The 25399-nt window shown below is 39.8% G+C and carries 20 protein-coding genes, 1 tRNA gene and 1 pseudogene; 13 read left to right on the forward strand and 9 right to left on the reverse strand.

What is annotated here, in order from left to right:
- The first annotated feature begins 294 nt into the window (after positions 1–294).
- Positions 295–732: an NUDIX hydrolase gene (locus SLP02_RS13960; RefSeq protein ID WP_319421256.1), complete on the forward strand. Its 438-nt coding sequence runs from the start codon at positions 295–297 to the stop codon at positions 730–732.
- Between the two features lies 1 nt (position 733).
- On the opposite strand, the gene SLP02_RS13965 is transcribed toward SLP02_RS13960, so the two are convergent.
- Positions 734–1171, reverse strand: a complete 438-nt coding sequence (locus SLP02_RS13965) for a nuclease A inhibitor family protein (RefSeq protein WP_319421257.1) — start codon at positions 1169–1171, stop codon at positions 734–736.
- A 103-nt stretch (positions 1172–1274) separates the two neighbouring features.
- Between SLP02_RS13965 and SLP02_RS13970 the strand changes: the two genes are divergently transcribed.
- Entirely contained in the window at positions 1275–1673 is a 399-nt protein-coding gene (locus SLP02_RS13970; protein WP_319421258.1) for a hypothetical protein, read from the forward strand.
- Between the two features lie 45 nt (positions 1674–1718).
- Here the strand turns inward: SLP02_RS13970 and murJ are convergent, their stop codons facing one another.
- Entirely contained in the window at positions 1719–3317 is a 1599-nt protein-coding gene (gene murJ / locus SLP02_RS13975; protein WP_319421259.1) for a murein biosynthesis integral membrane protein MurJ, read from the reverse strand.
- A gap of 88 nt (positions 3318–3405) precedes the next feature.
- On the opposite strand from murJ, the gene SLP02_RS13980 reads away from it, so the two are divergent.
- The 4 genes from SLP02_RS13980 (at position 3406) to SLP02_RS13995 (ending at position 9155) form a co-directional block, all read left to right on the forward strand.
- Positions 3406–4704, forward strand: a complete 1299-nt coding sequence (locus SLP02_RS13980) for a tetratricopeptide repeat protein (RefSeq protein ID WP_319421260.1) — start codon at positions 3406–3408, stop codon at positions 4702–4704.
- A gap of 171 nt (positions 4705–4875) precedes the next feature.
- Entirely contained in the window at positions 4876–7518 is a 2643-nt protein-coding gene (locus tag SLP02_RS13985; RefSeq protein WP_319421261.1) for an efflux RND transporter permease subunit, read from the forward strand.
- Between the two features lie 770 nt (positions 7519–8288).
- Complete coding sequence (locus SLP02_RS13990) at positions 8289–8672, forward strand: hypothetical protein (RefSeq protein ID WP_319421262.1); 384 nt, start codon at positions 8289–8291, stop codon at positions 8670–8672.
- A 51-nt stretch (positions 8673–8723) separates the two neighbouring features.
- Positions 8724–9155, forward strand: coding sequence for a hypothetical protein (locus tag SLP02_RS13995; RefSeq protein ID WP_319421263.1), 432 nt, complete (start codon positions 8724–8726; stop codon positions 9153–9155).
- Between the two features lie 160 nt (positions 9156–9315).
- Here SLP02_RS13995 and SLP02_RS14000 read toward each other — a convergent pair whose 3' ends face one another.
- Positions 9316–10647 (reverse strand): hemolysin family protein, encoded by a 1332-nt coding sequence (locus tag SLP02_RS14000; RefSeq protein ID WP_319421264.1) that lies wholly within the window; start codon positions 10645–10647, stop codon positions 9316–9318.
- A gap of 59 nt (positions 10648–10706) precedes the next feature.
- Positions 10707–10958, reverse strand: coding sequence for a hypothetical protein (locus tag SLP02_RS14005; RefSeq protein WP_319421265.1), 252 nt, complete (start codon positions 10956–10958; stop codon positions 10707–10709).
- Between the two features lie 89 nt (positions 10959–11047).
- Between SLP02_RS14005 and SLP02_RS14010 the strand changes: the two genes are divergently transcribed.
- Positions 11048–11120 (forward strand) — tRNA-Ile (locus SLP02_RS14010).
- Positions 11121–11152: 32 nt separating this feature from the next.
- On the opposite strand, the gene SLP02_RS14015 is transcribed toward SLP02_RS14010, so the two are convergent.
- Positions 11153–11512 carry a serine/threonine protein kinase gene (locus SLP02_RS14015; protein ID WP_319421266.1) on the reverse strand — a complete coding sequence of 120 codons (360 nt, stop codon included), beginning with the start codon at positions 11510–11512 and terminating at the stop codon, positions 11153–11155.
- A gap of 192 nt (positions 11513–11704) precedes the next feature.
- On the opposite strand from SLP02_RS14015, the gene pyrE reads away from it, so the two are divergent.
- Both pyrE and SLP02_RS14025 read left to right on the forward strand, forming a co-directional pair.
- The gene (gene pyrE, locus SLP02_RS14020; protein ID WP_319421267.1) at positions 11705–12301 is read left to right on the forward strand and encodes an orotate phosphoribosyltransferase; all 597 of its coding nucleotides are present in this window, start codon (positions 11705–11707) and stop codon (positions 12299–12301) included.
- An 82-nt stretch (positions 12302–12383) separates the two neighbouring features.
- Positions 12384–12893, forward strand: coding sequence for a DUF4149 domain-containing protein (locus SLP02_RS14025; RefSeq protein WP_319421268.1), 510 nt, complete (start codon positions 12384–12386; stop codon positions 12891–12893).
- Positions 12894–13067: 174 nt separating this feature from the next.
- On the opposite strand, the gene SLP02_RS14030 is transcribed toward SLP02_RS14025, so the two are convergent.
- Positions 13068–14993, reverse strand: coding sequence for a transglycosylase domain-containing protein (locus SLP02_RS14030; RefSeq protein ID WP_319421269.1), 1926 nt, complete (start codon positions 14991–14993; stop codon positions 13068–13070).
- A gap of 430 nt (positions 14994–15423) precedes the next feature.
- On the opposite strand from SLP02_RS14030, the gene SLP02_RS14035 reads away from it, so the two are divergent.
- Positions 15424–16011 (forward strand): ParA family protein, encoded by a 588-nt coding sequence (locus tag SLP02_RS14035; protein ID WP_319421270.1) that lies wholly within the window; start codon positions 15424–15426, stop codon positions 16009–16011.
- A 336-nt stretch (positions 16012–16347) separates the two neighbouring features.
- On the opposite strand, the gene SLP02_RS14040 is transcribed toward SLP02_RS14035, so the two are convergent.
- Entirely contained in the window at positions 16348–16989 is a 642-nt protein-coding gene (locus SLP02_RS14040; RefSeq protein WP_319421271.1) for a class I SAM-dependent methyltransferase, read from the reverse strand.
- Between the two features lie 183 nt (positions 16990–17172).
- Between SLP02_RS14040 and SLP02_RS14045 the strand changes: the two genes are divergently transcribed.
- Together SLP02_RS14045 and SLP02_RS26700 are read left to right on the forward strand one after the other, a co-directional pair.
- The gene (locus SLP02_RS14045) at positions 17173–18369 is read left to right on the forward strand and encodes a type IV pilus twitching motility protein PilT (RefSeq protein WP_319421273.1); all 1197 of its coding nucleotides are present in this window, start codon (positions 17173–17175) and stop codon (positions 18367–18369) included.
- Positions 18370–18512: 143 nt separating this feature from the next.
- A pseudogene (locus SLP02_RS26700) lies at positions 18513–19283 on the forward strand (circadian clock KaiB family protein).
- A gap of 190 nt (positions 19284–19473) precedes the next feature.
- Here the strand turns inward: SLP02_RS26700 and SLP02_RS14060 are convergent.
- Together SLP02_RS14060 and SLP02_RS14065 are read right to left on the reverse strand one after the other, a co-directional pair.
- A complete protein-coding gene (locus SLP02_RS14060; RefSeq protein ID WP_319421278.1) occupies positions 19474–20253 on the reverse strand; it encodes an FkbM family methyltransferase in 780 nt (259 codons plus the stop codon).
- Positions 20254–20664: 411 nt separating this feature from the next.
- Positions 20665–22242, reverse strand: a complete 1578-nt coding sequence (locus tag SLP02_RS14065; protein WP_319421280.1) for an NAD(P)H-quinone oxidoreductase subunit N — start codon at positions 22240–22242, stop codon at positions 20665–20667.
- 411 nt (positions 22243–22653) lie between these two features.
- On the opposite strand from SLP02_RS14065, the gene topA reads away from it, so the two are divergent.
- Positions 22654–25347 carry a type I DNA topoisomerase gene (gene topA, locus SLP02_RS14070; protein ID WP_319421282.1) on the forward strand — a complete coding sequence of 898 codons (2694 nt, stop codon included), beginning with the start codon at positions 22654–22656 and terminating at the stop codon, positions 25345–25347.
- Positions 25348–25399: the final 52 nt, after the last annotated feature.

The following is a 25399-nucleotide window of genomic DNA, read 5'->3' on the forward strand; positions in this document are numbered from 1 at the left end:
ATTTTACAAATTAATGTAGATGATGAGACTTAAGTTAATAATGTAGAAAATCAAGGTTAATGTTTACGTCAGGGGTTTGGGGAGGGCGTAACGTCCCCAACAGGGGGTTGGGGGAAAGTTCCCCCAGTATTAAATTATGGTTTTATAGATAAATTCTATGTAAAAGAGAGAGAATAAGCCTCTTTAAATTTACATCAGGCGTACTAAACCTCTGTTATCAAATCTGCTCAAGACTCTTATGTTTGTTTTAAATTGTTTTAAACTTAGTGGTAATTTATTGATCCACTATTTGACGTGAACCATCGCAATCCTGCACCAACTGTAGATATTATTATCGAGCTAATCGATCGCCCTGGACGACCAATTGTTTTAATTGAAAGACAAAACGAACCCTTTGGTTGGGCGATTCCAGGGGGATTTGTTGATTATGGTGAATCGATTGAAACCGCAGCCATTCGAGAAGCAGAGGAAGAAGTAAGCTTAAAAGTAAAGCTGATAGAGCAGTTTTATGTCTATTCCGATCCTAACCGAGATTCTCGTCAACATACTCTGGCGATCGCCTTTATTGCTACAGCTAAAGGTGAACCTGTCGCTGCTGATGATGCGAAAAATTTAGGAGTGTTCCATCAATGGGATCTGCCTCAAAATCTTTGCTTCGACCATGACCGTATTATGGAAGACTATTGGAATTATCGGCACTATGGCTTTAGACCAAAATTAAATAACTCCTAAATTATGTAGCCACAACTTTGGTCTTCAAACCTGCGAGCGCATTTTCATTCACCGTTCCCAAAATATAGACATCAATTTCTGTTTCTCCCAATAGATAAACCTGAATGTTTTGCAGATTAGTATCTAATACATTTATCAAAGCCTGATAGCGTTTCACTTCCGCTTGTTCTAACTCGTTGTGCCATTCTTGTTCGGTAATTGCCGAATTAAAAAAAGTCAACAAATCCTGTACTTTGACTTTGGTATCAGCAGTAACATTTTCTTGTTCTAGTAAAATATCTAAATTCCAACTTTCAAGATCGTGCCAATAAATAACTTGAAAAGGATACTCAGCTTCGCTAAACCAAAGTAAGCCTTCACAAGCTGTAGTTAATTCTTGAACTAATTGCCTATTGAAGGAATCTGATGAATTTTGGCTTTGATTGATATTATTTTCCATAATCTCAAAATTGAATTAAAACAAGCATTTCTTGATCGCAATTATCATTACTTTTGAATAGAATAAAAGCGATTAATTTGCATCTCTAGCTAAAGTTATCAATATGGCTAACCAAGAACAGATCAAGCAAGCATCTGCTAAACTCTATCTCAATTTAGACAATCCCCAGTCCGTAAAAAAACAGCTACAGCGAATCAATCAAGCACAAAAAGAACTGCGCCAGCTTAAAGGCGAGGTAAATAGCAAAATACAAGAAGTCAATCAGCCTGTTAAGTCATTTGGTATCGATGAAGCTGCATCGATTGGTTTACATATTTTTGGGCAACATCGTATTGCCAATCAGGTAACCAGACAGGGCAATCAAGCTGAACGTAGGGGAAAAAATCAACAAAATAAAGCTAAACAGCCTTTAATTAGAATGCGCGAACTAATTGATAAATATATCTTTGAAGGCGATCGCCTAAAATTGATGGCACAGAATTATCTCCAAGAAAATAAATAATTAATCATTATTTATTGGGCAGAGACTTAATATATCATCAAGTTTTTATCTGCCCAACTTCTGTCTAATTCTACCTACCAGCAGATTTAGTTCAGGTAACTTTAACTGCATAGCGATCGCGCCAAAAATAATAATTGCTACTCCATTGGCAAGACTCAATTCTATTAATAGCAGCAATAAATTGTCATTACCAATAGTTCTTTCTAAACCTTGGCTAACTCCATAGCTAGCAAATCCCGCTGCTAAAGTAGCGACAAATAAACCTAAAATGCCTTTTCCCCACGACCATAAAGGTAAACCATTCAGGCGACGGTGTAAGATCCAAACAAAAATTACCATTGAAGTAATATTTACCCCTACAGTTGCCATAACTAAACCTGGCGCGCCAAAAGCTGACACTAAAAAGTAATCTAAAACTGCATTGATAAAAATATTGATAATGCTAATTTGAAAAGGAGTTTTTCCATCTCCTAAGGCATAAAATACCCGAATCAAAACATCTCTAGTCATATAAAAAAACATTCCCAAGCCATAAACTACTAGCAAGGAAGCGACAAACTGAGCGTCTTCTGAGTCAAATTGCCCGCGCTCAAAAGCCAGCTTCACAATAGGCAAAGAAAGAGACATAAAGATCGCCGTAAAGGGCAACATACTAAGCGCACCCAAGAATATTGCCTGACGGATTCTGACTTTTAATTCCTGCCAGTTTTCGGGGGCTGCTGTTCGAGAAAAGATAGGGTAAAAAGGTACTAAGATGGCATTGGAAATAATGCCTAAAGGGGTAATAAAAATAAAGGTAGCACTCTGAAGTGCTGCTGCTGCCCCTGGTATACCCGATACAAAAAACTGATCTACGTTTAGATTGACATACAGCATCCCTGATGAAAAGGTAGCGGGAATCATAACTTTGAAGACTTCCATTACTCCAGAAGTGTTTAAATCAAAACGCAGCTTTAGCGTCCCCATTCCTGCTCGCCACTGAACAATTAACTGCGCCAACCACTGTAAAATTGCTCCACCCAAAGTTGCACCTGCCAAGACAGTTGCCCCAATCTGAAAGTATTGGGGTGTATTTAGCTGCTCACCAAATTTTAATAAAGCTACTGCGACTCCTGTGGCAATTACGGCACTAGAAAATAGGGGACTAATGCTAGGCAGTAAATAACTATTAGCTGCATTAAGCGTACCAAAGCCAATGCCGATCAGCCCTGCAAGTAAAGCCATTGGTGCCATGATTCTTAGCTGGAGAATAGCTAGCTGTTTGGTTTCTATAGCTAATTCAGGTCCTAAAAGATTGATCAAACTGCCTGCAAAAATAATGATTATAATTGTGACTAAGAGCAGCAAAATACTAACTATAGTAGAAACTGTTTCGACGATGGGTGCAGCCTCTGACTTATCTTTTTTGGCTAATACACTGAGCAACGCACTGTGAAAAGGACCATTGATCCCACCGATGAGAACGAAAAGAAAACCTGGGATAGTATAGGCATAGGCATAAGCATTTTTGACTGAGCCAAGACCAAAAGCTGTGTTAACTATTATCTCGCGGACAAAGCCGAACAGTTTGCTAACCAAAGTGGCGATCGCGACAATTTTGGCAATATTACCAACAGTAGGAGGTGATTTTTTGTTTGCAGTCACTGGATACAGATATTAGGAATAGAGTTTTCGCTATATTATAAGGTTGTGAGTTCAAGCTTATTTTTGCCTGTAGTCTCCCACTATTCTCATGAGTGAATTAGAACGTCCCTACTTTAAACTAATTGATCTTTTACTGAGTAGCCCGCGAGAGCAAGAGATGAATATTCTCAACGCTAATCAAGAATTGGTAGATCAAAAGTTGATTAGCTGTTTAATGTCAGTGGGAGAAAGATTGAAGCGATCTGGCGAAATTGATCCTGCCGAGCGTCTGATTAATTTGGCAGGGAGATTATTACAGCTAGAAAATCTCAACTCTACTCCCAATCGCCGCCGAGAATGTTTTCAGTTTTTGATGACTCTTTTGCAGCAGGTATCTAATCAAGTTGCCCCAGATGAAATTTATGCTTTAATTCGCGAAAATCAGGGCAAGTTAGATCGACAATCCACTGATATTTTGGAATACTGGGCAAACGAAACTATTTTGTCCGTCAATTCCCAGCAAAAAAGAGCGATCGCCAATGATTTAGTTAACTTAGGAAATCTAATTTGTGCCTATCCCGCAGGGGATAAAGCCAACAACATCGAACTAGCAATCGTTAGCTTTCAGGCTGCACTTAAAGCTTATCCGCCTACAGATTTTCCCAAAGATTGGGCGATAATTCAGTCAAATCTAGCTAATGCCTTTCGCGATCGCGTTTTAGGCGATCGTCAAGCAAACATTGAACAGGCATTAGCTACATATCAACTGGCTTTAGAAGTAATTACCCAAGAAGAATATCCTTATTTATGGGCAAATACTCAGCGTAATTCAGGTATTGCCCATAAATATAGACTCAAAGGAGAACCTTCTCACAATATTGAACAGGCGATTATTTGCTACAGGCGAGCTTTATCTGTCCACACTTTGGCAGAATATCCCCAAGATTGGGCAGTATCTCACAATAATTTAGGGGATATTTATTCTAGGCGTATCGAAGGGGACAAAGCAGCTAATATCGAAACGGCAATTAATCATTTAGAACAGGCTTTAGAGATATTTACCCTCTCGTCGAATCCTCATCGCTGGGCAATGTTGCAAAATAATTTGGGTAATGCTTTTCAATCTCGCATCAATGGCGACAAAAGCAGCAATATTGAACGCGCCATTTCTCACTATGGCAACGCTTTATCAATTCATAATTTAGAAAAATTTCCCTACAATTGGGCAATGCTGAATAACAATTTGGGCGGTGCTTATCGTCATCGTCTCAAAGGAAATGCAGCAGAGAATAAACAACAGGCGATCGCCTTTTTAAATAAAGCTGCGATCGTTTACACAAAAGACAAATTCCCCCGCCAGTGGTTAGAAATTCAGCATAATATTCAAAATATTGAAAGACCGAAATAGATAGCTTTAGGATAAACGGCTGCGCCGTAGTTATTAGTTATTAGTCCCTGCGGGGGGTATCCCTTGGCTAGTCTCAATCGTAACGCGAGTCGTAAACTCTACAGCAAAAGATCGAGAATATTTGGGAGATTTCTGCAAAAATAGCGATTAGACTCTTTGTTTAATCTGTTGATGTTTTCTAAAACGCGGTTTAATCTTTCTCGTTTGGCAATTGAATACTCTCGTTTAACTATCTGCTTTTGGTTAGCGATCGCCGTAGCTGGTATATTTGCCTTTAGTTCTTTAAAATACTCTCTTTTTCCAGCGGTAAACTTCCCTGTGGTGGTAATTCGCGCTCAAGCCAATACAACAACGGTTTTGGATACAGAAGCTAAAATTACTAAACCTTTAGAAACAGCTTTGGCTAATATTCCAGGATTGGCACAGCTATTTTCTTCTACTTATTCAGGGCAAACAGTAGTTAATCTTTTGCTAGATACTGATATTGATATTGAAGAGGCTACGGCTAATATAAAAACTACTCTAAATCAATTATCTTTACCTACGGCTTCTGATTTGGAGGTAATTCCCTTTAATTTAAACGAAACTAGCGCGATTAGTTATGTAATTACTGGTCAAGAAACTCTTGAAGAGTTAAACAATACTGCCGCTACTAAAATTGCGCCGACTATAGAAAAATTACCAGGAGTACAACGAGTAGATATTTTAGGTAATCCGAATAGTAGCGTAAATGCAGATATTCCTACAGCTAACAGCAGTACTTTAGTTCACTTTAATGGGGAAAAGGCGATCGCTTTTCAGGTAATTAAACAAGGTGATGCCAATACTTTAGAAGTAGTCAGACAGGTAAAAGAAAAAGTCTCTCAACTCCAGCAACGCTTGCCAGATATTCAGTTTATTTTAGCCGAAACCCCCGCAGGATATATACGTGACAGCACTAACGCCACCATTCAAGCCTTGTTTGGCGCAGTGGCACTGGCAATTTTGGTAATTTTTCCCTTCTTACGTAATTTTAGGGCAACTTTGATCACGGCGATCGCTATTCCCATCTCTTTACTAGGGACATTTATTGTCATGGCTGGGTTGGGATTTAATTTAGAAACTCTAACCTTACTGGCTTTAGCACTAGCTATCGGCATTATTGTCGATGATGCCATTGTCGAGGTGGAGAACATTATGCGTCACTTAGAAGAGGGAGAAAGTCCCCGCGAGGCTGCCTTATCTGCTACTCGCGAGATTGGTTTGACAGCATCTATTTCGACTTTAACTATTGTGGCGGTGTTTTTGCCGATTGGCTTAATGGGCGGTACATTAGGGCAGTTTTTTCGTCCTTTTGGCATAACTATTTCGGCTGCGGTTTTGACTTCTCTTTTGGCTGCACGCACATTGTCACCTGTTTTGGCATTGTATTGGTTTAAAAATACAACCAGAGGTAGTAATAGACAAGAAACACAAGGCTTCGTTACAAATAAGTATCGTCAGGTATTGCAATGGGCATTAAATCATCGTCGTGCCGTAATCGGTATTGCGATCGCCAGTTTTCTGGCGGGAATTGCTTTAATTCCGCTTATTCCCCAAGGTTTTGTCCCTCAGTTAGATCGGGGAGAATTTAAAATAACCTATACAACTGCCTTACCAAAGTTAACTAGTCGTGCAGTCAAGGCTAATAATAATTCTTTAGAAAAACCTCAATCTAAATTTGACTGGCTGAGAAATATTGCGCGATCGCCTGAACGTATTTTATTAAATAGAACTATTACAGTAGGGCAAGAAATAGAAACTGTCGTTTTAAATCATCCTGATGTAGCATCTGTTTACACTATTGCAGGAGTGCAGGGTGAACCTAATAAGGGCAAGCTTTATATCAAGCTTAAAGACAATCGCCGTTTAACTACCAGCCAGGTACAGACAGAGATACGTCAGAAGCTGCCCAACATCCCCCAGGTAATTGTTAGCGTTGAAGATATACCCTTTGTGGAAACAGGAGAAGATCCTTCCTTTAAAGTGGCATTAGCAGGAGAAAATATAGAGCAGTTAAGAACCAGCGCGATCGCTTTTCAACAAAAGATTCAAAACTTATCGGGGTTTGAAGATGTGCGTCTTGATGGGGTTGACCAACCTTTAGATAAATTGATTCATCTTGACGGAAAACGGGTAGCTTATGTCAACGCCAATCTCACGGCAGATCGAGGAATTGGTGATGCTACCAAAAAGGCAGAGGCGATCGCCAAGCATTTACCTCCTGGAATTACCTTCGATCTAGAAGGAGACTCAGCGCGATCGCAAAAGATACTCGGAGAATTTGCTATAACTCTTACTCTAGCGGTAATTTGTATGCTGGTGGTTTTATACCTGCCCTTTCGTCGCTGGCTGGAACCTTTGGTAATTGGTTTATCTTTGCCCTTATCAATTGTCGGGGCAATGTTAGCTTTACTAATTACTCAAAGCGATTTTGGCATGATTTCTCTAATTGGTCTAATTTTTCTGTTGGGCTTATTGGATAAAAACGCTATTCTGCTTTTGGACTATGCCAACCAACTGCGTGACTCTGGCATGAGTCGCACCGAGGCTATCCTAAAAACTGGAGTTGTACGTCTGCGCCCAATCGTCATGACTACCTTTTCTACCATACTAGGAATGTTACCGATCGCTCTAGGATGGGGTGCAGGTTCTGAATTACGTCAACCGATGGCAGTGGCTATCATTGGCGGGTTAATAACTTCTTCTTTGCTTAGTCTAATCGTTGTGCCTGTGATCTATACATTGCTAGAAGATTGGAGTTTAAAGCGTAAGAGAACCAAGCAAAGAAAATAGTATCGCTACGCAAAGGTTATAGATCAGTCGTAGGGGCGAACGGTGAGACAGTTGCGGTGGGTCGAGACCCCCTAAAGGGTTCGTGCCTTTGCTCGCCCTCGACAATAACCTCAACGGGGGGAACCCCCGCAACGGTTTTGTCTCGCAACGGGGGGAACCCCCGCAACGGTTTTGTCTCGCAACGGGGGAAACCCCCGCAACGCAACTGCTTCACCGCGTCGCCGTCAGAGCGGGTGGAAACGGATGGCGGCTTTTGAGTAAGAATACTCTTACTCAAAACGCGCCTTCTCTGTCCAAGAGCCTTGTTCCACACCCGCTAGCAAGGGAATGCTCGACTTGCGGTTTCACCGACATAAGCAAACTGTTGAACTCGAAGGGCCGTTCGCCCGTACAGAGGTCAGAGGTCAGAGGTCAGCAATAATTGACTATAGTTATTTCTGTCCATGTATTTATCATATTTTCAAACAATTTAGTTTGGCGTTGGTGAATCAAAGTATGATTTTTAAATTTCCATGTTGCACTGTTCTTAAAAAAGCTTAAAGCTTAGAGCTTGGAGCTTAAAGCTACGAACAGAAACACTTGTACGTCATACATCAAATCACCAACGCCTTTAGTTTAATTATGTCTGTCTACTTAGCAATTATTAATCGTTATTCTTTTAGTTTTATATTATCGTCAATGCGGAATTCCGAACTTCTCTTATAGTTCAGCTATTTATCTGATGAGATACACTAAGAATAAGTTGTCAGAGATTTGGAGACAAGCTAAATATGGCAGGTTTTGAAGATATTGCAAAAAAAGCTTTTTACATGGGTGTGGGTTTTGCCTCTTATGCTCAAGAAAAAGCCAACGATACATTAAAAGATTTAAGAGTTCAAGCGCAGAAGCTAGCGGAAGAAATGGCTGAACGCGGTGAAATGAGTGCCGAAGAAGCTCGTAAGTTTGTTGATGAAATGGTTGAGCAGGCTCAACAGGGAAAGGTCGCTGATGGTAATAATAAATCAGATCAAAAAGAACCTCGTCGGATTGAGATTGTGGACGAAGGTGAGGAGCAATCTGAGAACATGAGCGAAGAGGATCTGCGCCAGCAAAAACTGCGCCAACAAGTAAAGTCATTACAAGAAGAATTACGACGTTTGAGAAAAGAGACGTAGCAGAATAGGCTATTCTGACAGAACAATATTTATTTAAATTAATTATTAATTATGGATGATTGGCAAAAGCAGTGGTGGAAGCAGATAGAAAAAACTACGGCTGAAGTGGAAGAATTTTGGGAGGATGTAGCCCAAACCACAGAATCTGTTGTAGAAGAAGTCAGCGAAAATTTAGGCTCTTTTTTTGAACAGTTTCAATCGGGAATTATCGAAGAAGTTGACAGCCTGTTAGAGGATTTGGTTGACGTGTTGATTGTTACCAGTGAAGAAATTGATGCTGCTTTGGGAGAAAACTGGGAAGATTTTATTGATGATGATTTCACCAACGTCGATTATCATGCTCCCTCTGCTCAAAACAATCCTGCCTGCATTAATTGTGCTAACTATCATGGTCAAAGTTACAATGGCAACTTACTAGTTTGTGCCATGCACCCTGTAGGTTGGGACGGTGATAGTTGTCCTGATTGGGAAGAAGATAGGTAATTTGGCGTTATTGGGCATTGCATAGCTGGGAGATGATTATGAACAAAGAAGATTAATGATTCCCCTAGTCCTCCAGTCCCCTAAGCCTCTACCATCCCCTGAAGGTGCAACGCCCGTTATTAATGTTAAGTAAACGGACAAGTACTTTCTCTGCGCTAGTTTACATCAGGCGTTGCTGACTAATCAAGATTTGATAGAGTCGATTACTATCGGCAGCAGTTATGGTAAAGCTTAGGCTTTCATACTCCAGCTTTTCTCCCTGTTCGGGTATTTTTTGCCATTGTTCTAATAAAAATCCTCCCAAGGTATTGTAATTGTCTGCTAAAGGGAGATTTAATTCTAGCTGTTCGTTGACTTCTTCTAAGTTCATTTGCGCTGAAACGAGAAAAGTATTATCGTCCAGCTTTTGAATCGGTTCGATTCTGGTTTCGGGGTCATTGCCAGCATCGCCTACAATCTCAGCAACTAAGTCATGGAGGGTAATTAAACCAGAAGTTCCCCCAAACTCATCAATGACTACTGCCATTTTATGATGCGATCGCTGCATTGAAGATAAAAGTTCGTTGAGAGAAGTAGACTCAGGAATAAAACTTACTGATTCAATCCAAGGCTCAATGGTAGAATCATTAGCTAGCTTGCCTTGTGCTAAAGGTTCGGCTAATTTTTTATAGTGGATAATGCCTTTAATATCATCTAAAGAATCGCCGATAACGGGATAACCTGAATAGCCTTTCTCAATAATCGTCTGTAGTAATTCACTAAAGGTAGTAGTCAAAGTAAGAAAGTGAATATCAGTACGGGGAATCATAACTTCTTCGGCGGTATCATCACGAAATTCAAAGACGTTTTTGAGTAGCTGTCTTTCTGCTGCTTTTAGGTCAACAGACTCTCTCTCCGTAGCAATGATTAGCTGTAACTCTTCGGAGGTTACTTGTTCATACCAACTTCTGCCACTATAGTTTACTCCTACTAACTTAAGCAGTAAGCGAGTAGATAAATTTAAAATAGCCACAAAGGGGCGAAAAATACGCGCGATAACTACGCTAGGAGGTCCAAAAAACCGAGACAGCTTTTCAGGATACATGAGAGCTACAGACTTAGGACATAGTTCACCCAGCACTATCTGTAAATATGCCAAGAGAATAAAAGCCAGAGGTAAAGCAGCCGTGGTAGAAATTATTTCCGATAAGTAATTTGGTAGAGAGAGACTTTCAGTTATGGTAATGATGGACGCTGCAACTGTTCTTTCTCCTACCCAGCCCAAAGCCAGACTAGAAAGAGTAATACCCAATTGAGTAGTAGACAAAAGCCGATCTATGCTTCTCTGGAGAGACTGTACGGTTTGAGCCTGGGTATCTCCATCTTTGACTAGTTTGCTGATCCGAGAACGACGAACCGAAACAATTGAAAACTCTGCGGTGACAAAAAAGGCATTAATCGCAATGAGCAAGAGAACACCAACAAAAGTCAACCATAAATTTTTATCAGCCATCGATCAACTAATGCTGGGTGTTGACACTAGTTCCCATTTCCTCAATAGTTCTGTCATCATTAATTTTTATGATTAACCCGATTATATACCTTAACTAAAATATCTTTTTCTTTCATAATCTTAAGACCTTTATATTCACCACCAGCAGGGTCTTGATTGCGATTGTTGTCTTCAGTATTAATATCTGGCTGAGTTACTACTTTTAAAGCCTCACTTCCCATAAAATAGCCAACACAAGAACTGGCGACACCAGCTAAGACCATCATCAGAAATAAACATATAGTCAACCACAAACTAACTCTTATTTTCATGCGATCGCAATTTTTTTGCTATAGGTTGCCAAAGATACTAGACTTACTAATATAATGTTCTACGTGAGAAAAAAATAGATATCAGATATCCAGGGTTGGCCGAGCGGTTTAGGCAACAAACTCATAATTTGTGCAAGGCAGGTTCAACTCCTGCACCCTGGACTTGTTAAAAGAATAATGGATAAGAGCTTTATTTATTCAATAGCATTGTAGCTAGGAGTTTCCCGCAGAGAAGTATCATAGGGATTTACTAAATCTCTAGTTACCATCCGCATTCCCGTAGCTGACTGTGCTTTCATACCTTGTTTATAAATATTATCTACCGCTTTACCATCTGCTGAGATATGCTGATCTGCAAATCCCGTAAAGCCAAAGATAGAATTTGCTTGACCAAGAATACTGCTTTGCATAAAAGCGTTTTTACCCTTTTTAAAATAAGCATCTTCAAATGCTCGATCAAGAGGTTTCATTTCGGCTTTAGCTTCAATAGAAAATAAACTAGCAATAGTTGCTATTACTAAGATTGCACTTAGTTTAGTAAACTTAATAGACATTACTTTACTTATATTTTGTGAATTGACCAATGTTCACAGTAAAGGTTTGACTCTATTTATCTTTTAAAGACAAAAGAATATAAACCATAACCTTGCTGTTTAACGGCATTAACTGTGACTTCTGCTCAATCCTAGCTGAAGATTTCCTGAAAGAACAGTCCGTATAGATCTTTTTCACCTCACCTATTACCTATGAATATCAATCAGACTTCTAGTTCCTTTTTAGCTACGGCTAATATTGATTCTCTTAGACAAGTGCTTTTGGATTTAATTGTCAAATATGCTTATGTTGAAGGAGATTTCGTACTTTCTTCTGGAGCTAAAAGCACTTACTATATAAATTGTAAACAAGTGACCCTAAGAGCAGAAGGCGCGTTGGCTTTAGGTCGTTTATTGTTTAAATTATTACCCAAAGACACAGCAGCAGTAGCAGGTCTTACTCTAGGTGCAGACCCCATGGTGTCAGCAGTTAGTGTTGTTTCTGCTTGGGAAAATGATCCTCTTCCTGCTTTGATAATTCGTAAAGAACCTAAGGGACACGGCACAAAAGCTTATATAGAAGGTCCTTCTTTAACAGAGAACTCAAAAGTGGTTGTTCTAGAAGATGTTGTAACTACAGGTGCTTCGGCATTAACTGCGGTAGAAAGATTGCAGGACGCGGGATATGAAGTGACACAAATTTTGGCTTTGGTAGATCGAGAACAAGGAGGAAGGGAACTTTATCAATCTCAAGGAATTAAACTTCAGGCTTTATTTTCCATCAAAGAAGTCCAGCAATACTCAACTTAAAAAGACTTTACTTTTTGTTATACGATGCAGGAAAGTTATTGGTTAAGCTAGATAAGTAATTATATTTTTTATTCTCTTGATTATGGAAGCTTCTTCCTCTCGCATATCTAAGCCTATAAATTGGTCAACAATAATCATGTTTGCTTTAGGATTTTGGCTTAGCGGCAGTTTGGTTTTTGATTTTTTGATTGTTCCAGGAATGCTAACTAGTGGCATGATGAATGAATCAGGTTTCGCTAGTGCTGGCTATATGATTTTTGGCACTTTTAATCATTTAGAACTACTTTGTGCAGCAATTGTTTTAGCAGGCTGTTTGGTTTATCGTTACGGTTATCGTCTAACAAGCCAAATCAACAACAAATCAATCTTTATTGCAGCTATTTTATTAATAATCTCGCTAGCTTATACCTACATTTTTACACCCCAGATGAGCAGCATGGGTATGTCTTTGGATATGTTTGCCACTAATGAGCCTGCTTCGAGTTCGATGACAATCATGCACATAGCTTATTGGAGTTTAGAAGTAATCAAGCTGGTTGCTGCAACTGCTCTGTTACGTACTTTCTTTCGTAATTCTTGTAGCCTAGTTTAGTAGTTTGAGAACATAAAAGATCAATAGACTCTCGATTTCACTTTTAACCGAAGTCTAATCATGTCAATTCGATCTTTAAAACCTTAAAACCTCACTATTTAGTCGCCCTCAATGCCACTAAATAGTGGGGTTTTATTTATATAAAGACTCTTTGTACAGATGCCCATCCTTCGATTAGGGTCGATCGAACTCAGAGGCTGGGGGGAAATATTTAACAGGTTCATCTTTTAACGCTTTCAACATAAAAGAACGCCATACAGGAGCAGCATAATCTCCTCCTGTTATTCCCTTACCCATGCTTTGATAGTTATCGTTGCCGACCCAAACCGCAACAGCTAACTGTGGTACATAGCCGACAAACCAAACATCTCGCTCAGAAGAGGTAGTTCCTGTTTTCCCTGCTGCTGGACGACCAATATTTGCTTTAGAACCTGTTCCTCCTGGTTCTAAAACTCCTTGCATCATTGAGTTTAGGCTGGCGGTTGCCCAAGGATCTAATACTTGTTTTGGTTTAGGGGTATTGTCTAGCAGTATATTGCCTTTACTATCGGTAACTTGGAGAATTACGGTCGTCTTAGAACTCCAGCCATTATTAGCGAAGGTGGCAAAAGCTCCAGCCATTTCTAGGGGAGTAACACCTATCGAGCCTAAAGGCAGAGAAATTACAGGCTGCATCGGACTTTCGATTCCTAGTTGACGACAAACTTCGATTACTTTTTCTAACCCTACAGCTTTACCTAATTTGACCGCTGGAATATTACGGGATTGAGTTAGTGCCTTTGAAAGAGACATCGTGCCTCCAAAATCTGTCTTCCCGCCGTAATTTTGAGGTGTGTAGATTCCTCCAGAAATTTGGTAGCTTATAGGAGCATCATCAATTATAGTTTGCGGGGTATATTTACCGCTTGCCAAAGCAGTGTAATAAACAAATGGTTTGAAAGAAGAACCAGGCTGTCTACGAGACTGAACCGCACGGTTAAATTGACTTGATTCGTAGTCTACTCCTCCTACCAATGCTTTAATAAAATGAGTGCGAGGATCTACCGCCACTAAAGCAGCCTGATCTGCTCGTAATCCCCAACGCTCAAGCATACTATGACTTTCTTTGATAGATTCCTCAGCCATTTTTTGGAAATCCATATCAATAGTGGTCTGGACTCGAATACCTCCTTGAAGAACTTTATCTTTGCCAAAAAGCTCTTCTAATTCTTTCGTTACTGCTTCTGTAATAAAGGGAGATTTACTTTTTCTCCAGGCAGTGGGTCGACCGATTAGTAAAGGGGCTTTAAAAGCAGCCTGTTCTTGTTCTGGAGTAATCCAATTTAAAGCCCGCATTCGCGCCAAAACTTCTCTTTGTCTCTCTTTGGTATTGGCGTAGTTTAAAAATGGACTATACTGCTCTGGAGCTTGAATTAAGCCCGCTAATACCGCAGCTTCAGATAGATTTAACTTAGAAGCACTTTTATTGAAATAGCTTTCTGATGCAGTTTCAATACCGTAGTTGTTATGTCCCCAATAGATATTATTGAGATACATTTCTAAAATTTGGTCTTTAGAAAATACTTGCTCTACTCTGATAGCTAAAATTGCTTCTGCCAGTTTGCGACTAAAAGTACGTTCACGAGTCAAAAATAAATTTTTGATTAGCTGCATGGTTAAGGTAGAGCCGCCTTCGGATACACCACCCTTTTTGTAGTTAGCTAGGGCTGCGCGACCAATACTGTAGGGATTTAGTCCATTATGCCGATAGAAATTACTGTCTTCGATCGCTACTACCGCTAACTTAAGATTAGGAGATATCTGGTCTAATGAGACAACTTCTCGATGGGCTTCTCCATGTAAATTGGTCAGTAATCTACCCTTAATATCATAGATGTAGCTAGTTTCAGAGGGAACATAATTACGCAATACTCTGACATCTGGTAGATTACGAAAACTAAAGGCTAAACCGACTAATCCTCCAGCAGCAACAGCACTAGTAATCATGGAAATGCCTAAGATTGTGCCTCCAGCAGCTTTGACAACACCCGCGAAAAATGATTTGGCGCTCGCTTGATTACTTTTTGAGTCTTGTTTCTCTAACATGATTTCAGAAGACACGGCGTTTTGATTTCCTCCAGAGACATGATTAGTAGGCTACCGCAATTAAACAGAAAGTCAAGCAAGACTAAATGATCTAATTGATTATTGCTCGACAATTGTAACAATCTCTATTCATTAATTGCCTGCAAAAAAAAATCCTCGGTTAGTCAGCCGAGGAGCAAATAATTCAGGAGAAATCAATATTAATTTGTGTTAATTAATGTAACAAAAAAGTTATGAATATACCAGGTATCGCCATATATGACCTAGCAAGACACGCTTATAGGTAAACTACTACATACAATGATTCTCGTTCTATTAAGTAGGATAATATCTGCCGTTACGTAGCCTCATTGCAGGAGTAAAGTGCAAGGCAAACCGATTGTAACTTCCTAGGTGAAGGATTCCACAGCGACGCTTACCAATCAATTTATATTATTAGCAGCCAATGATTATTGCAATTACTGCTTTGAAGGGAGGAGTAGGAAAAACTACAACCGCAGTTCACTTAGCTGCATATTTCCAGACCTTAGCACCTACATTATTGATTGATGCAGATAAAAACCGCTCTGCTTTGGTTTGGTCAAAAGAAGATAAGCTGCCTTTTTACGTGGCATCCCAAGCAGGTGCGCCTGGTTTAATTAAAAAATTTACTCATATTATTATCGATACCCCAGCCAGACCTGAAGCTGAAGAACTAGAAGATTTAGCTGCTGGTAGCGATCTGCTAATTTTACCGACAACTCCTAATCACCTAGATTTGGATACGACAGTAAAAGCAGTGGAGTTGCTTAAAACTCTTGATGCCAACTATAAAGTATTGCTAACTAAAGTAGACTCTCGCACGAAAAATAGTCAAGATGCCAAAAAATTCCTCGAAGAAGCACAATTACCCTTGTTTAAAGAAGAAATTCCTTTATTAGTTGCTTTTCAGCGATCGCCTGGTCTTGGCGTTATTGTCAAAGACTTTCCCGATCGCCGAGCTAAAATAGGCTGGAATAGATATAAGGCTGTTGGTAAGGAGATAATGAGATAAGGTTGTGTGGAAGTCAATTCGAGCATTCCCTTGCGCAGTAGCGGCGACGCGGTGAGACAGTTGCGGTGGTGAGGCACTTGCGTTGCGGGTCTATGACCCGTTGCGAGACAAAACCGTTGCGGGGGTTCCCCCCGTTGAGGTACCTGCGGGGGGTACCCCTTGGTTGTCGAGGGTGAGCAAAGTGCCGAAAGGGTTTCCCGGCATAAGGAGGGCGCGTCGCCTGTGGTTTCCCAGGCGTTTATGTCGCCCGTCAAACTGTCGAACCCTTTAGGGGGTCTCGAAAGAGGTCAGAGGTCAGAGGTTAGAGGTCAACTTATCTCTGATGGTTTTGTTTCCTTATTGCTTGCGGGCAACTACGGCATAGAATGGATCGCCACCTGCTAATCCTAGCATTTGTAAAAAACCAGGTAAAGGAGATTGATGAACTATAACTTCTGGTTTGCTAAAACCGTCAACTGACTCAAAATACTTTTGGACTAAATTTACCCTGTCCGTATCTGTGCTATCGCGCCAAGCTGCGATCGCCTTTTGATAAAACATACGATTAGAAAAGCTGATAATTACTACACCATTGGGTTTCAAAACACGCTGGATCTCAGATAAAATCGCTTCAGGATACTGCAAATATTGTATTGATACAGTAATTAGTACTCCATCAAAATCGGCATCTTCTAAAGGTAATTTGGGGTTTTGATTGAGATTTTGAACAAAATAATGATCTAACTGGGAATTTTTAGCTAATTCCTCTTCGTTCATGCCATGACCTTCCACATGAGCAAACTCCATTTCCTTTGGTAAATGAGATACCCAGCTACTCATTAAGTCAAGAATCCGCGTGTCTGGCTGAAGCTTTTCACGAAAAAGATTGGTCAGGCGATCAATAAATCCGCGATCCACATGAGTTACCAGACGGGGAGAATCATAAAAAGCAAGATCATTAGAACCATCTAGTTTAGATCTTTGTTCTGGACGCAACATAAAATAACATTTAGTATTTTTATTAATTAATTTGAATTGTAGAGAGCGATCGCGCTTATCTAATTTATTTGGTCTTTTACCAGTTTAAAATGTTTTTACTCTGCTTGTAGGCTTGTTAGAAAATTGCAGGTGGTGGGCATACTAAACGTAGCCAAGACCGCAATTCAAAATAACAATCATAAAATGAATCAAAAATTAGGATCGCAACCATTACCACCGCCACCACCACCACCATCAACCCTAGGAATGGCGAGCAATCAGCCAAAAGTAGAGAACCATAGCGCGCCGATAAAATCGAGCAAACCACAACGTGCATCTGGTCAACCTTCTCTAGAATACATTATCAAAAAAGCCTATGAACAAGGATGTTCCGACATACATTTAGGCGTAAATGAAGTGCCGCGAATGCGCGATCGCGGTGAAATGGCTTTGACTAAATATCCTAAAACCGATTTAAATACCTTTATGAGTTGGATACATGAAGTATTAACCGAGGAAGAAGTAGCCAAATTTAAACAAGACCTAGAATTTGATGGTGCGACTCAATATGAGTTTGCCAGGGTAAGGATTAATATTTTTGATACCTTACGGGGTCCTGCTTTGGTAATGCGACTGATTCCCCTCAAGATTTTGACCATGGAACAGTTAGGATTGCCGCCTGTGTTTCAGGATATTTCTGATGTCCACAAAGGTTTGATTCTGGTAACAGGACCTACTGGTTCGGGTAAATCGACGACGATGGCAGCGATGGTAGACTACATCAACAAAGAACACGCCAAACACATTATTACCATCGAAGATCCGATTGAATTTGTCCATCAAAGCCAAAAGTCTTTAGTTAAGCAGCGAGAAGTTGGTATTAATACCCGTATGTTCGACAATGCGCTCAAGGCAGCACTAAGGGAAGACCCTGATATTATTTTGATCGGGGAGATGCGCGATCGCGAAACGGTTAATACGGCTCTCAAAGCAGCCCAAACGGGACACCTAGTTATGGGAACTCTGCACACCAATAGCGCAATCAAAACCATTGAAAGAATTTTAACTCTTTACAGTGCCGAAGAACAGGATGCCATGCGTATTGCTATTTCCGAATCATTAGTCGCGGTAATTTCCCAAGGCTTATGTCGGACAACGGATGAAAAAAGAGCAGCGTATCATGACATCATGGTTAACACAGAAACCGTCAAAGACTACATTAAGCAGGGTAAATATGACGAGATTCATCAGTTAATGCAGAATGGAGAATACGACGGCATGATTACCACTAATCAAGCACTATTTTGTCTTTATGAAGAAGGCAGAATTACTGAAGAAGTGGCTTTGGAGATGTCCCCCACGGCTAACGAAATGGCAATGATGCTTCGAGGTAGAGTTTAACATTTAGCATTTGGCATTTGGCATTTAGCATTAAAATTTAAGCTCGCCTTTACTAAAGTCAAAGACTAAAGTTAATCAAGAGTATTCAGAAAAGATAGCTGTTACAAAATCTACCATCTGAATATGTCAACGATAAATGATAAATGACTAATGTTTTGCCCAACATCTATAAAGGTATTGCTTTGTTTACCCCAGGGGGGGATTTAATTTACGGTATAGATCCAAATAAACAGGCTCAATGGCATATTCATTTATGTCTTGGATTGCAAGAAAAATGGGGATTAGTCGATTCTCCTCATTTTTTGGTGCCTGGATACACTGCAACAGTAGAACGCTGGCTAGATCCCCAATCACGGCAGATCAAAACTATCGCTGAGATCTATCCAGCCGTACAACGTTTTATTCCTTTGCTACAGGTATTATTTGGACTATAACCTACAACTAGTTGGCAGATTGCTCCTTGGCAAGAAGAACACTGTAATCGCGCAGTGATTGAAACCTATCGATCGCATTTTCCTCAGCTTTGGGAACAAAGAGATTTAATTATTCGCCTTGACCCCAAACATTCTTCTCATAGGACTTCAGAAATTAATGATACATCGTTAGATCCAAGTTCTAACACACTTAGAATAGCCCCAGAGCATTCTGAAAGTTACGTTTTGCGCTTATTTATTAAAAGCGATAATTTTCGTGGCGAAAAAACTTTGAGTAGTATTCATCAGCTTTTAGAACAGGGTTTAGCCAGTCCTTATACTTTAAAAGTGATTGACATTAGCAAAAATCCTGAACAGGCAGCAATAGATTGCGTAACAGTAACACCCACCTTAATTAGGGTTGCACCAAAACCTGTCCGACGAATTATTGGGCAGTTCGACGATATTCAAAGAGTACTAAAAATTATTTCTAGTTTTTAATTAGCGTTTGGATGTATATAAGGATTTTTTTTGGCATTGATGAATCAGGGTATGGTTTTTGATATTTTCAGTACTTATATTGAATTTAGAAAGCTAACGGCTAAAGCCTTTTTTGCTGAAGTACGTCATATATAAAATTACCAACGCCTCTTTTTAATATAGAAGTTTGAGCATTATTTTGAGAGGATTCTTAATTGGCTATGTAAGACTTAATTATTTCAGTTTTTTCTCTGGGAATAAAAAAATTGTTAGCACAATCAAATTCATCTAAATAGAATTTATTGTTAAAAAATTTATAAATGTCATATTCCCAATCTTGTAATAAGTTATGAGCTTTGTCTCCTTGAGCTACTCCTTCAATCAATAAAATAGGACGATTATTTTTAATAGTTTTCTCAGAACCAAGTAATACCTGATATTCAAACCCTTCTACGTCTATTTTGATAAATTCTGGCTCTAATTTAAAACTATCAAGAGTATTAACGTTAACAGTTATTTTTTCCATCTCTAATTTATTAACATCAAAAAAGTAGATAGTATTTTTGTTTAACCAGCTTTGGGCTTTCTGATAGTCGCATGAACCCAAAGCAGTCATTTCTCTCCCATTGTATATAGGATAATAAAAATCAATGACTCCAGGTTTATCACCTAATCCGACTTTCATGTATTTAAAATCTTTAAACTTGTTTAATAACCGATCTAAATAAGAATAGTTAATAGGATTTGGCTCAAAGGAAATTACCCGAGAATTTGGCTTTAAAGTAAAAAAGGATAATGCAGACATACCTACATTTGCGCCAATATCAAGGAAAAGTTGAGGGCGATCTTCGCAAATTAACTTAAAGGCATTAAAGTCAGGTTCATGAACTTTATTTAAATAGAAACTTAAGAAATAATTGTTCTTAATGTTGTGTACAAAACCATAAACTTTAGGTGTCTTTAGCAATACGGAACGTACAGTCTTATTCATAATCTTTATTTCCTCGAATTTGACCAACGGTTACAGTGGCGCGAAGTTAAGGCGTGTTCATGAGCGTGGTTTTAGATGCGAAACCACGCTGTTGTCAGACGTGGCGAAGTAATTGACTTATCGAAAAACTACCAATATTATTTATACCCAATACATAATTGAGCTTGGAGAATTTAGGTTTTTCAAGTTGTTTGAGTTTTTCAGTAAATTATAGCAACTACCGCTTATATTAAGCTTGATGTTGTAAAAAAACAGTAACTTGCAGAACATAGGTCTAGATTTTGTTGGGTTAGGCGATCGCACGTGATATACCATAAGCAACGAATTAACTACAAGCAGCAGACCGCACAAAATTGAATACAAAAAAAGCCCGCTGAGGCGAGCCAAATTTAATTATTTAAATTGAGTAAATTATTTGTGGATTAAATCCTCTACTGTGGAAACTTGAATATTACTCTGGGGTATTTGCTGAGTAATAATCGCCGATCGCAATATAGGCGTACTGGCAACAGAATTACTGCTGATAGTAAACAGAGGATTGGATAAAATTCCCGCCAGAGAAGTAATAATAGCAGAAGCTACAATTCCTACCTGTAGAGGGCGCATTCCAGGTAGTTTCCAGTTGATTACGGGGTAGTTTTTCACAGATTCTGACATTTCTTGGGGTTCTTTGACTACCATCATTTTGACGACGCGAATGTAGTAGTAAATTGAAATGACGCTGGTAATTAAGCCTAGCAGGACTAAACCATACAAGCCAGCTTGCCAGCCAGCCCAAAAGAGGTAAATTTTCCCAAAAAAGCCAGCCATCGGCGGAATACCACCTAAAGAGAGTAAACAGATACTTAAGCAAAGGGTAAGTAAGGGATCTTTTTGATACAAGCCTGCATATTCGCTAATTTGATCTGTACCCGTGCGCAGAGAGAATAGGATGATACAGGTAAACGCTCCCAGGTTCATAAACAGATAGATAAACAGATAAAAGATCATGCTGGAATAACCATTATCAGTTCCAGCAATCAAACCAATCATCACAAAGCCAGCTTGGGCAATAGAAGAGTATGCCAACATTCGCTTGATGCTAGTTTGTGCCAAAGCTACCACATTACCTAATATCAAACTAAGAATTGCCAGGGCGGTAAAGATAAAGTGCCACTGTTCGGTAAGTGAACCAAATGCAGTTACCAGTAGGCGAATTGCTAGAGCAAAACCTGCTGCTTTTGAACCTACAGATAAGAAGGCAACAACGGGAGTGGGAGAACCTTCATAAACATCAGGTGTCCACTGGTGGAAAGGTACGGCAGAAATCTTAAAGGCAATTCCAGCAATGATAAACACCAAAGAAATAGCTAATCCTAAAGACTGTACGCCGTTGATGGCTGTAATTTTAGCAGCGATCGCATTAAGATTTGTTTCTCCCCCAGATAAACCGTAAAGCAATGACATTCCATAAAGAAAAATCGCCGAGCTTGCAGCACCAATGAGTAAATATTTTAATGCAGCTTCATTTGAGCGAGGATCGCGCTTCATGTATCCTGTCATCAGATAGGAAGAGATACTCAGCATTTCTAAAGAAATAAACACCATGGTTAGCTCATTTGCACCACAGAGGAACATCCCTCCTAAAGTAGCGGTAAGCATGATGGCGATAAATTCTGCCAAAGATGTCCCCGACTGCTGAATATAGCGAATAGACATGGGGATAGTTACCATTGCTGAGAGGGCAACTATCCCCCGAAAGACAATGCTTAGATTGTCACCGTCAAAAGAACCAAGAAAAGCGATCGCATTGGGGTTGCTCCATTGAAAGTATAGAGCCACAAGGGTGTTAAACAAACCTGCGATCGCTAAATAGGGCAACCAACGCGAGGAACTACGCCCAAAGATTAAATCGCCGATTAAAACACTCATCAGAGTAATAATAACTATGCCTTCGGGCAAAATTGTCCCTGCATGAAGTTGAGAGGCTACACTGCTAGAAAAATCCATAGAGTTTTTTGGGTACCGTCAGATATAGATACAATTGAACAATTGCTAAAAAAGCGTTACAAAGGATTGTAATCCTCTATCTACCTTCTTCTTAAGCTTATTATGTTTTTACTTTTTAGAAATCAAGATGTTAACTCTCAGCCAATTATTAGTTATGGTGAAATTAATTAAGCTTTAAGCTCTAAGCTGACAACTGGATCATATTTTATACCATAGCTAATTAGTTGCATCTTATAAATGGTGAGCTATGGTGCATAAATAGCCCAAAGCAAAAAAGTATGTGAATTGAGGCTACTTGTTAAAACTAGATCAACATGATGTTTGTCGTTTGAGGGATTATAACTATAGATTAGGAAATATATCTCTATAAAAATCAACACCTGCTATTAAACCCGCGTTAACTTCATTTATATGTCAACATTAGTTATTGTCGAATCTCCTACTAAAGCTCGTACTATTCGTAATTACCTACCTTCTGGCTATCAGGTCGAGGCTTCTATGGGTCATGTCCGAGACTTACCTCCTTCAGCCAAAGAAATTCCTCCTGCCTATAAAGACAAGAATTGGGCAACACTAGGCATCAACATCGAAGATGAATTTCAACCAATTTATGTTGTGCCTGAGAAAAAGAAAAAGGTAGTCAAAGAACTTAAAAATGCGCTGAAAGTAGCAGATGAACTGATTCTGGCAACTGACGAAGATCGTGAGGGAGAAAGCATTAGCTGGCATTTGTTGGAAATTCTCAAGCCCAAAGTACCTGTAAAACGGATGGTCTTTCATGAGATTACCAAAGAGGCAATTCAAAAAGCTTTACAAGATTGTCGTGAAGTAGACCAAGATTTAGTCCATGCCCAAGAAACACGACGTATTTTAGATCGTTTGGTAGGCTATACCGTTTCCCCTCTGCTGTGGAAGAAAATAGCTTGGGGTTTGTCCGCAGGAAGGGTACAGTCGGTAGCAGTCCGTTTAACTGTCCTTAGAGAAAGAGAACGTCGGGCTTTCCAATCTGGGGGTTATTGGGATTTAAAAGCAGACCTAGAGCAAAATAAAAATCCTTTTGAAGCTAAGTTAATTACCCTCGATGGCAAAAGACTGGCTACGGGTAGCGATTTTGACCCCGACACAGGGAAAATTGCCGAAGGTAAAAACGTAGTCCTGCTGAATGAGAATGAGGCAAATAAACTCAAAGAGCGTATTTTTGAGAAGACTTGGACAGTGGCTGATAGGCAAGAAAATGCTTCTAAACGTCGTCCTTCTCCGCCTTTTACTACTTCTACTCTACAGCAAGAATCTAACCGTAAACTGAGCATTTCTGCCAGGGAAACCATGGGAGTGGCACAAAAACTCTATGAAAAGGGTTTTATTACCTATATGCGGACAGATTCGGTGCATTTATCCCAACAGGCGATCGCCGCGGCCCGTAATTGTGTAGAACAAAAGTATGGTAAAGAATATTTAAGTCCCAAAGCCCGTCAATACAGCACCAAAAGTAAAGGCGCACAAGAAGCACACGAAGCTATTCGTCCTGCGGGAGAAACTTTCCGCGTCCCCAAAGAAACAGGACTCAAAGACCGCGAATTTAGGCTTTATGATTTAATCTGGAAACGCACCATCGCCTGTCAGATGGCAGATGCCCAGCTTACCCAAATTGCAGTAGACGTGAGCGTCGAGAATGCTGTTTTCCGCGCCAATGGTAAACGTATTGAATTTCCTGGTTTCTTCCGTGCTTATGTTGAAGGTTCAGATAATCCTGATGCAGCCTTGGAAGATCAAGAAATACTCTTACCGCCTTTGAAAAAAGGAGATAAACCAGACTGCAAAGGATTAGAGGCAATTGGACACGAAACCCAACCTCCTGCCAGATACACCGAAGCTTCTCTAGTTAAAACCTTAGAAAAAGAAGGCATCGGTCGTCCTAGTACTTACGCCAGCGTGATTGGCACTATTGTGGATCGCGGTTATGTGCAGATGCGCGGCAAAGCTTTAATTCCTACCTTTACAGCCTTTGCAGTAACTGCCTTGCTAGAAGAACACTTCCCAGACTTGGTAGATACTGAGTTTACTTCTAAAATGGAGCAAACTTTAGATGAAATTGCTACAGGTGGTGCGGAGTGGATACCTTATCTTAAAAAGTTCTATCAGGGAAAAACAGGTCTAAAAACCCAGATAGACGTTAAAAATGAGGAAATAGAGCCTGCGATCGCCAAAACTATCCATCTAGAAAACCTCGATGCCATAGTCCGCATTGGTAAATATGGTCCATACATCGAAATAAAAACCGAAGACGGGGAGACAGAAGTATTAAAAGTTTCTATTCCTGATGACTTAACGCCTGCTGACCTTAATCCAGAGCAAATAGAAGCTCTAATTCGCCAGAAGCAAGAAGGGCCAGAAAAAGTCGGTATTCATCCTGAAACTGGTGAACCTATTTACTTTAAGGTCGGTAAATATGGTCCTTATGTTCAGCTTGGAGATAAGACAGACGAAAATCCCAAGCCAAAGATGAGTTCGATTCCTAAAAAAGATAGCAAAACCAACGTTACTAATGATGACGTAACTTTGGAAATGGCAGTGGGTTTGTTATCACTGCCTCGTCTATTAGGACACCAACCCGCTACAGGTGGCAAAATCAAATCTGCACTGGGACGTTTTGGACCCTATGTGGTTCATGAGTTTAAAGGACCAGAAGACACTAAGCTACAGCGAGATTATCGATCGCTCAAGAAAGAAGATAATGTCTTAACTGTAACTCTAGAGCGTGCTTTAGAACTTCTGGCTGAACCAAAACGAGGACGTGGAGGTAGCAAGAAAACTCCTCTACGGGAATTAGGCGCGCATCCCGAAGACAAAGAGCCAGTCAATATCTACAAAGGTCCTTACGGTAATTATGTTAAGCACGGTAAGATTAATGCTGGTCTGCCCAAAGATGAAACCGTAGAAGAAATAACCCTAGAAAAAGCTCTGGAGTTATTAGCCGAAAAAGCAGCAACTAAAAAGACCACCAAAAAGAAAACTACAGCTAAGAAAAAAACTACTACAGCTAAAAAGAAAACTACCAAAAAAGCTTCTACTAAAAAGACTGCTGCTAAAAAAGAAGCATCTTAAATTGTAAGTGGTTTTATAGTTTATCGCGATCGCTCATCTGAAAAGCGATCGC

It is taken from the genome of Pleurocapsa sp. FMAR1 (assembly GCF_963665995.1).
In the GTDB taxonomy this organism is placed as follows: domain Bacteria; phylum Cyanobacteriota; class Cyanobacteriia; order Cyanobacteriales; family Xenococcaceae; genus Waterburya.

What these genes read in the sequence shown, in the direction of transcription:
- SLP02_RS14045 (WP_319421273.1), top strand. Translation starts at nt 17,173, where the DNA reads ATGAATCAAAAATTAGGATCGCAACCATTACCACCGCCACCACCACCA.
- SLP02_RS13980 (WP_319421260.1), top strand. Translation starts at nt 3,406, where the DNA reads ATGAGTGAATTAGAACGTCCCTACTTTAAACTAATTGATCTTTTACTG.
- SLP02_RS13995 (WP_319421263.1), top strand. Translation starts at nt 8,724, where the DNA reads ATGGATGATTGGCAAAAGCAGTGGTGGAAGCAGATAGAAAAAACTACG.
- SLP02_RS14005 (WP_319421265.1), bottom strand. Translation starts at nt 10,958, where the DNA reads ATGAAAATAAGAGTTAGTTTGTGGTTGACTATATGTTTATTTCTGATG.
- SLP02_RS14025 (WP_319421268.1), top strand. Translation starts at nt 12,384, where the DNA reads ATGGAAGCTTCTTCCTCTCGCATATCTAAGCCTATAAATTGGTCAACA.
- topA (WP_319421282.1), top strand. Translation starts at nt 22,654, where the DNA reads ATGTCAACATTAGTTATTGTCGAATCTCCTACTAAAGCTCGTACTATT.
- pyrE (WP_319421267.1), top strand. Translation starts at nt 11,705, where the DNA reads ATGAATATCAATCAGACTTCTAGTTCCTTTTTAGCTACGGCTAATATT.
- SLP02_RS14035 (WP_319421270.1), top strand. Translation starts at nt 15,424, where the DNA reads ATGATTATTGCAATTACTGCTTTGAAGGGAGGAGTAGGAAAAACTACA.
- SLP02_RS13985 (WP_319421261.1), top strand. Translation starts at nt 4,876, where the DNA reads ATGTTTTCTAAAACGCGGTTTAATCTTTCTCGTTTGGCAATTGAATAC.
- SLP02_RS13990 (WP_319421262.1), top strand. Translation starts at nt 8,289, where the DNA reads ATGGCAGGTTTTGAAGATATTGCAAAAAAAGCTTTTTACATGGGTGTG.
- SLP02_RS14065 (WP_319421280.1), bottom strand. Translation starts at nt 22,242, where the DNA reads ATGGATTTTTCTAGCAGTGTAGCCTCTCAACTTCATGCAGGGACAATT.
- SLP02_RS14060 (WP_319421278.1), bottom strand. Translation starts at nt 20,253, where the DNA reads ATGAATAAGACTGTACGTTCCGTATTGCTAAAGACACCTAAAGTTTAT.
- SLP02_RS14000 (WP_319421264.1), bottom strand. Translation starts at nt 10,647, where the DNA reads ATGGCTGATAAAAATTTATGGTTGACTTTTGTTGGTGTTCTCTTGCTC.
- SLP02_RS13965 (WP_319421257.1), bottom strand. Translation starts at nt 1,171, where the DNA reads ATGGAAAATAATATCAATCAAAGCCAAAATTCATCAGATTCCTTCAAT.
- SLP02_RS14015 (WP_319421266.1), bottom strand. Translation starts at nt 11,512, where the DNA reads ATGTCTATTAAGTTTACTAAACTAAGTGCAATCTTAGTAATAGCAACT.
- SLP02_RS14040 (WP_319421271.1), bottom strand. Translation starts at nt 16,989, where the DNA reads ATGTTGCGTCCAGAACAAAGATCTAAACTAGATGGTTCTAATGATCTT.
- SLP02_RS13970 (WP_319421258.1), top strand. Translation starts at nt 1,275, where the DNA reads ATGGCTAACCAAGAACAGATCAAGCAAGCATCTGCTAAACTCTATCTC.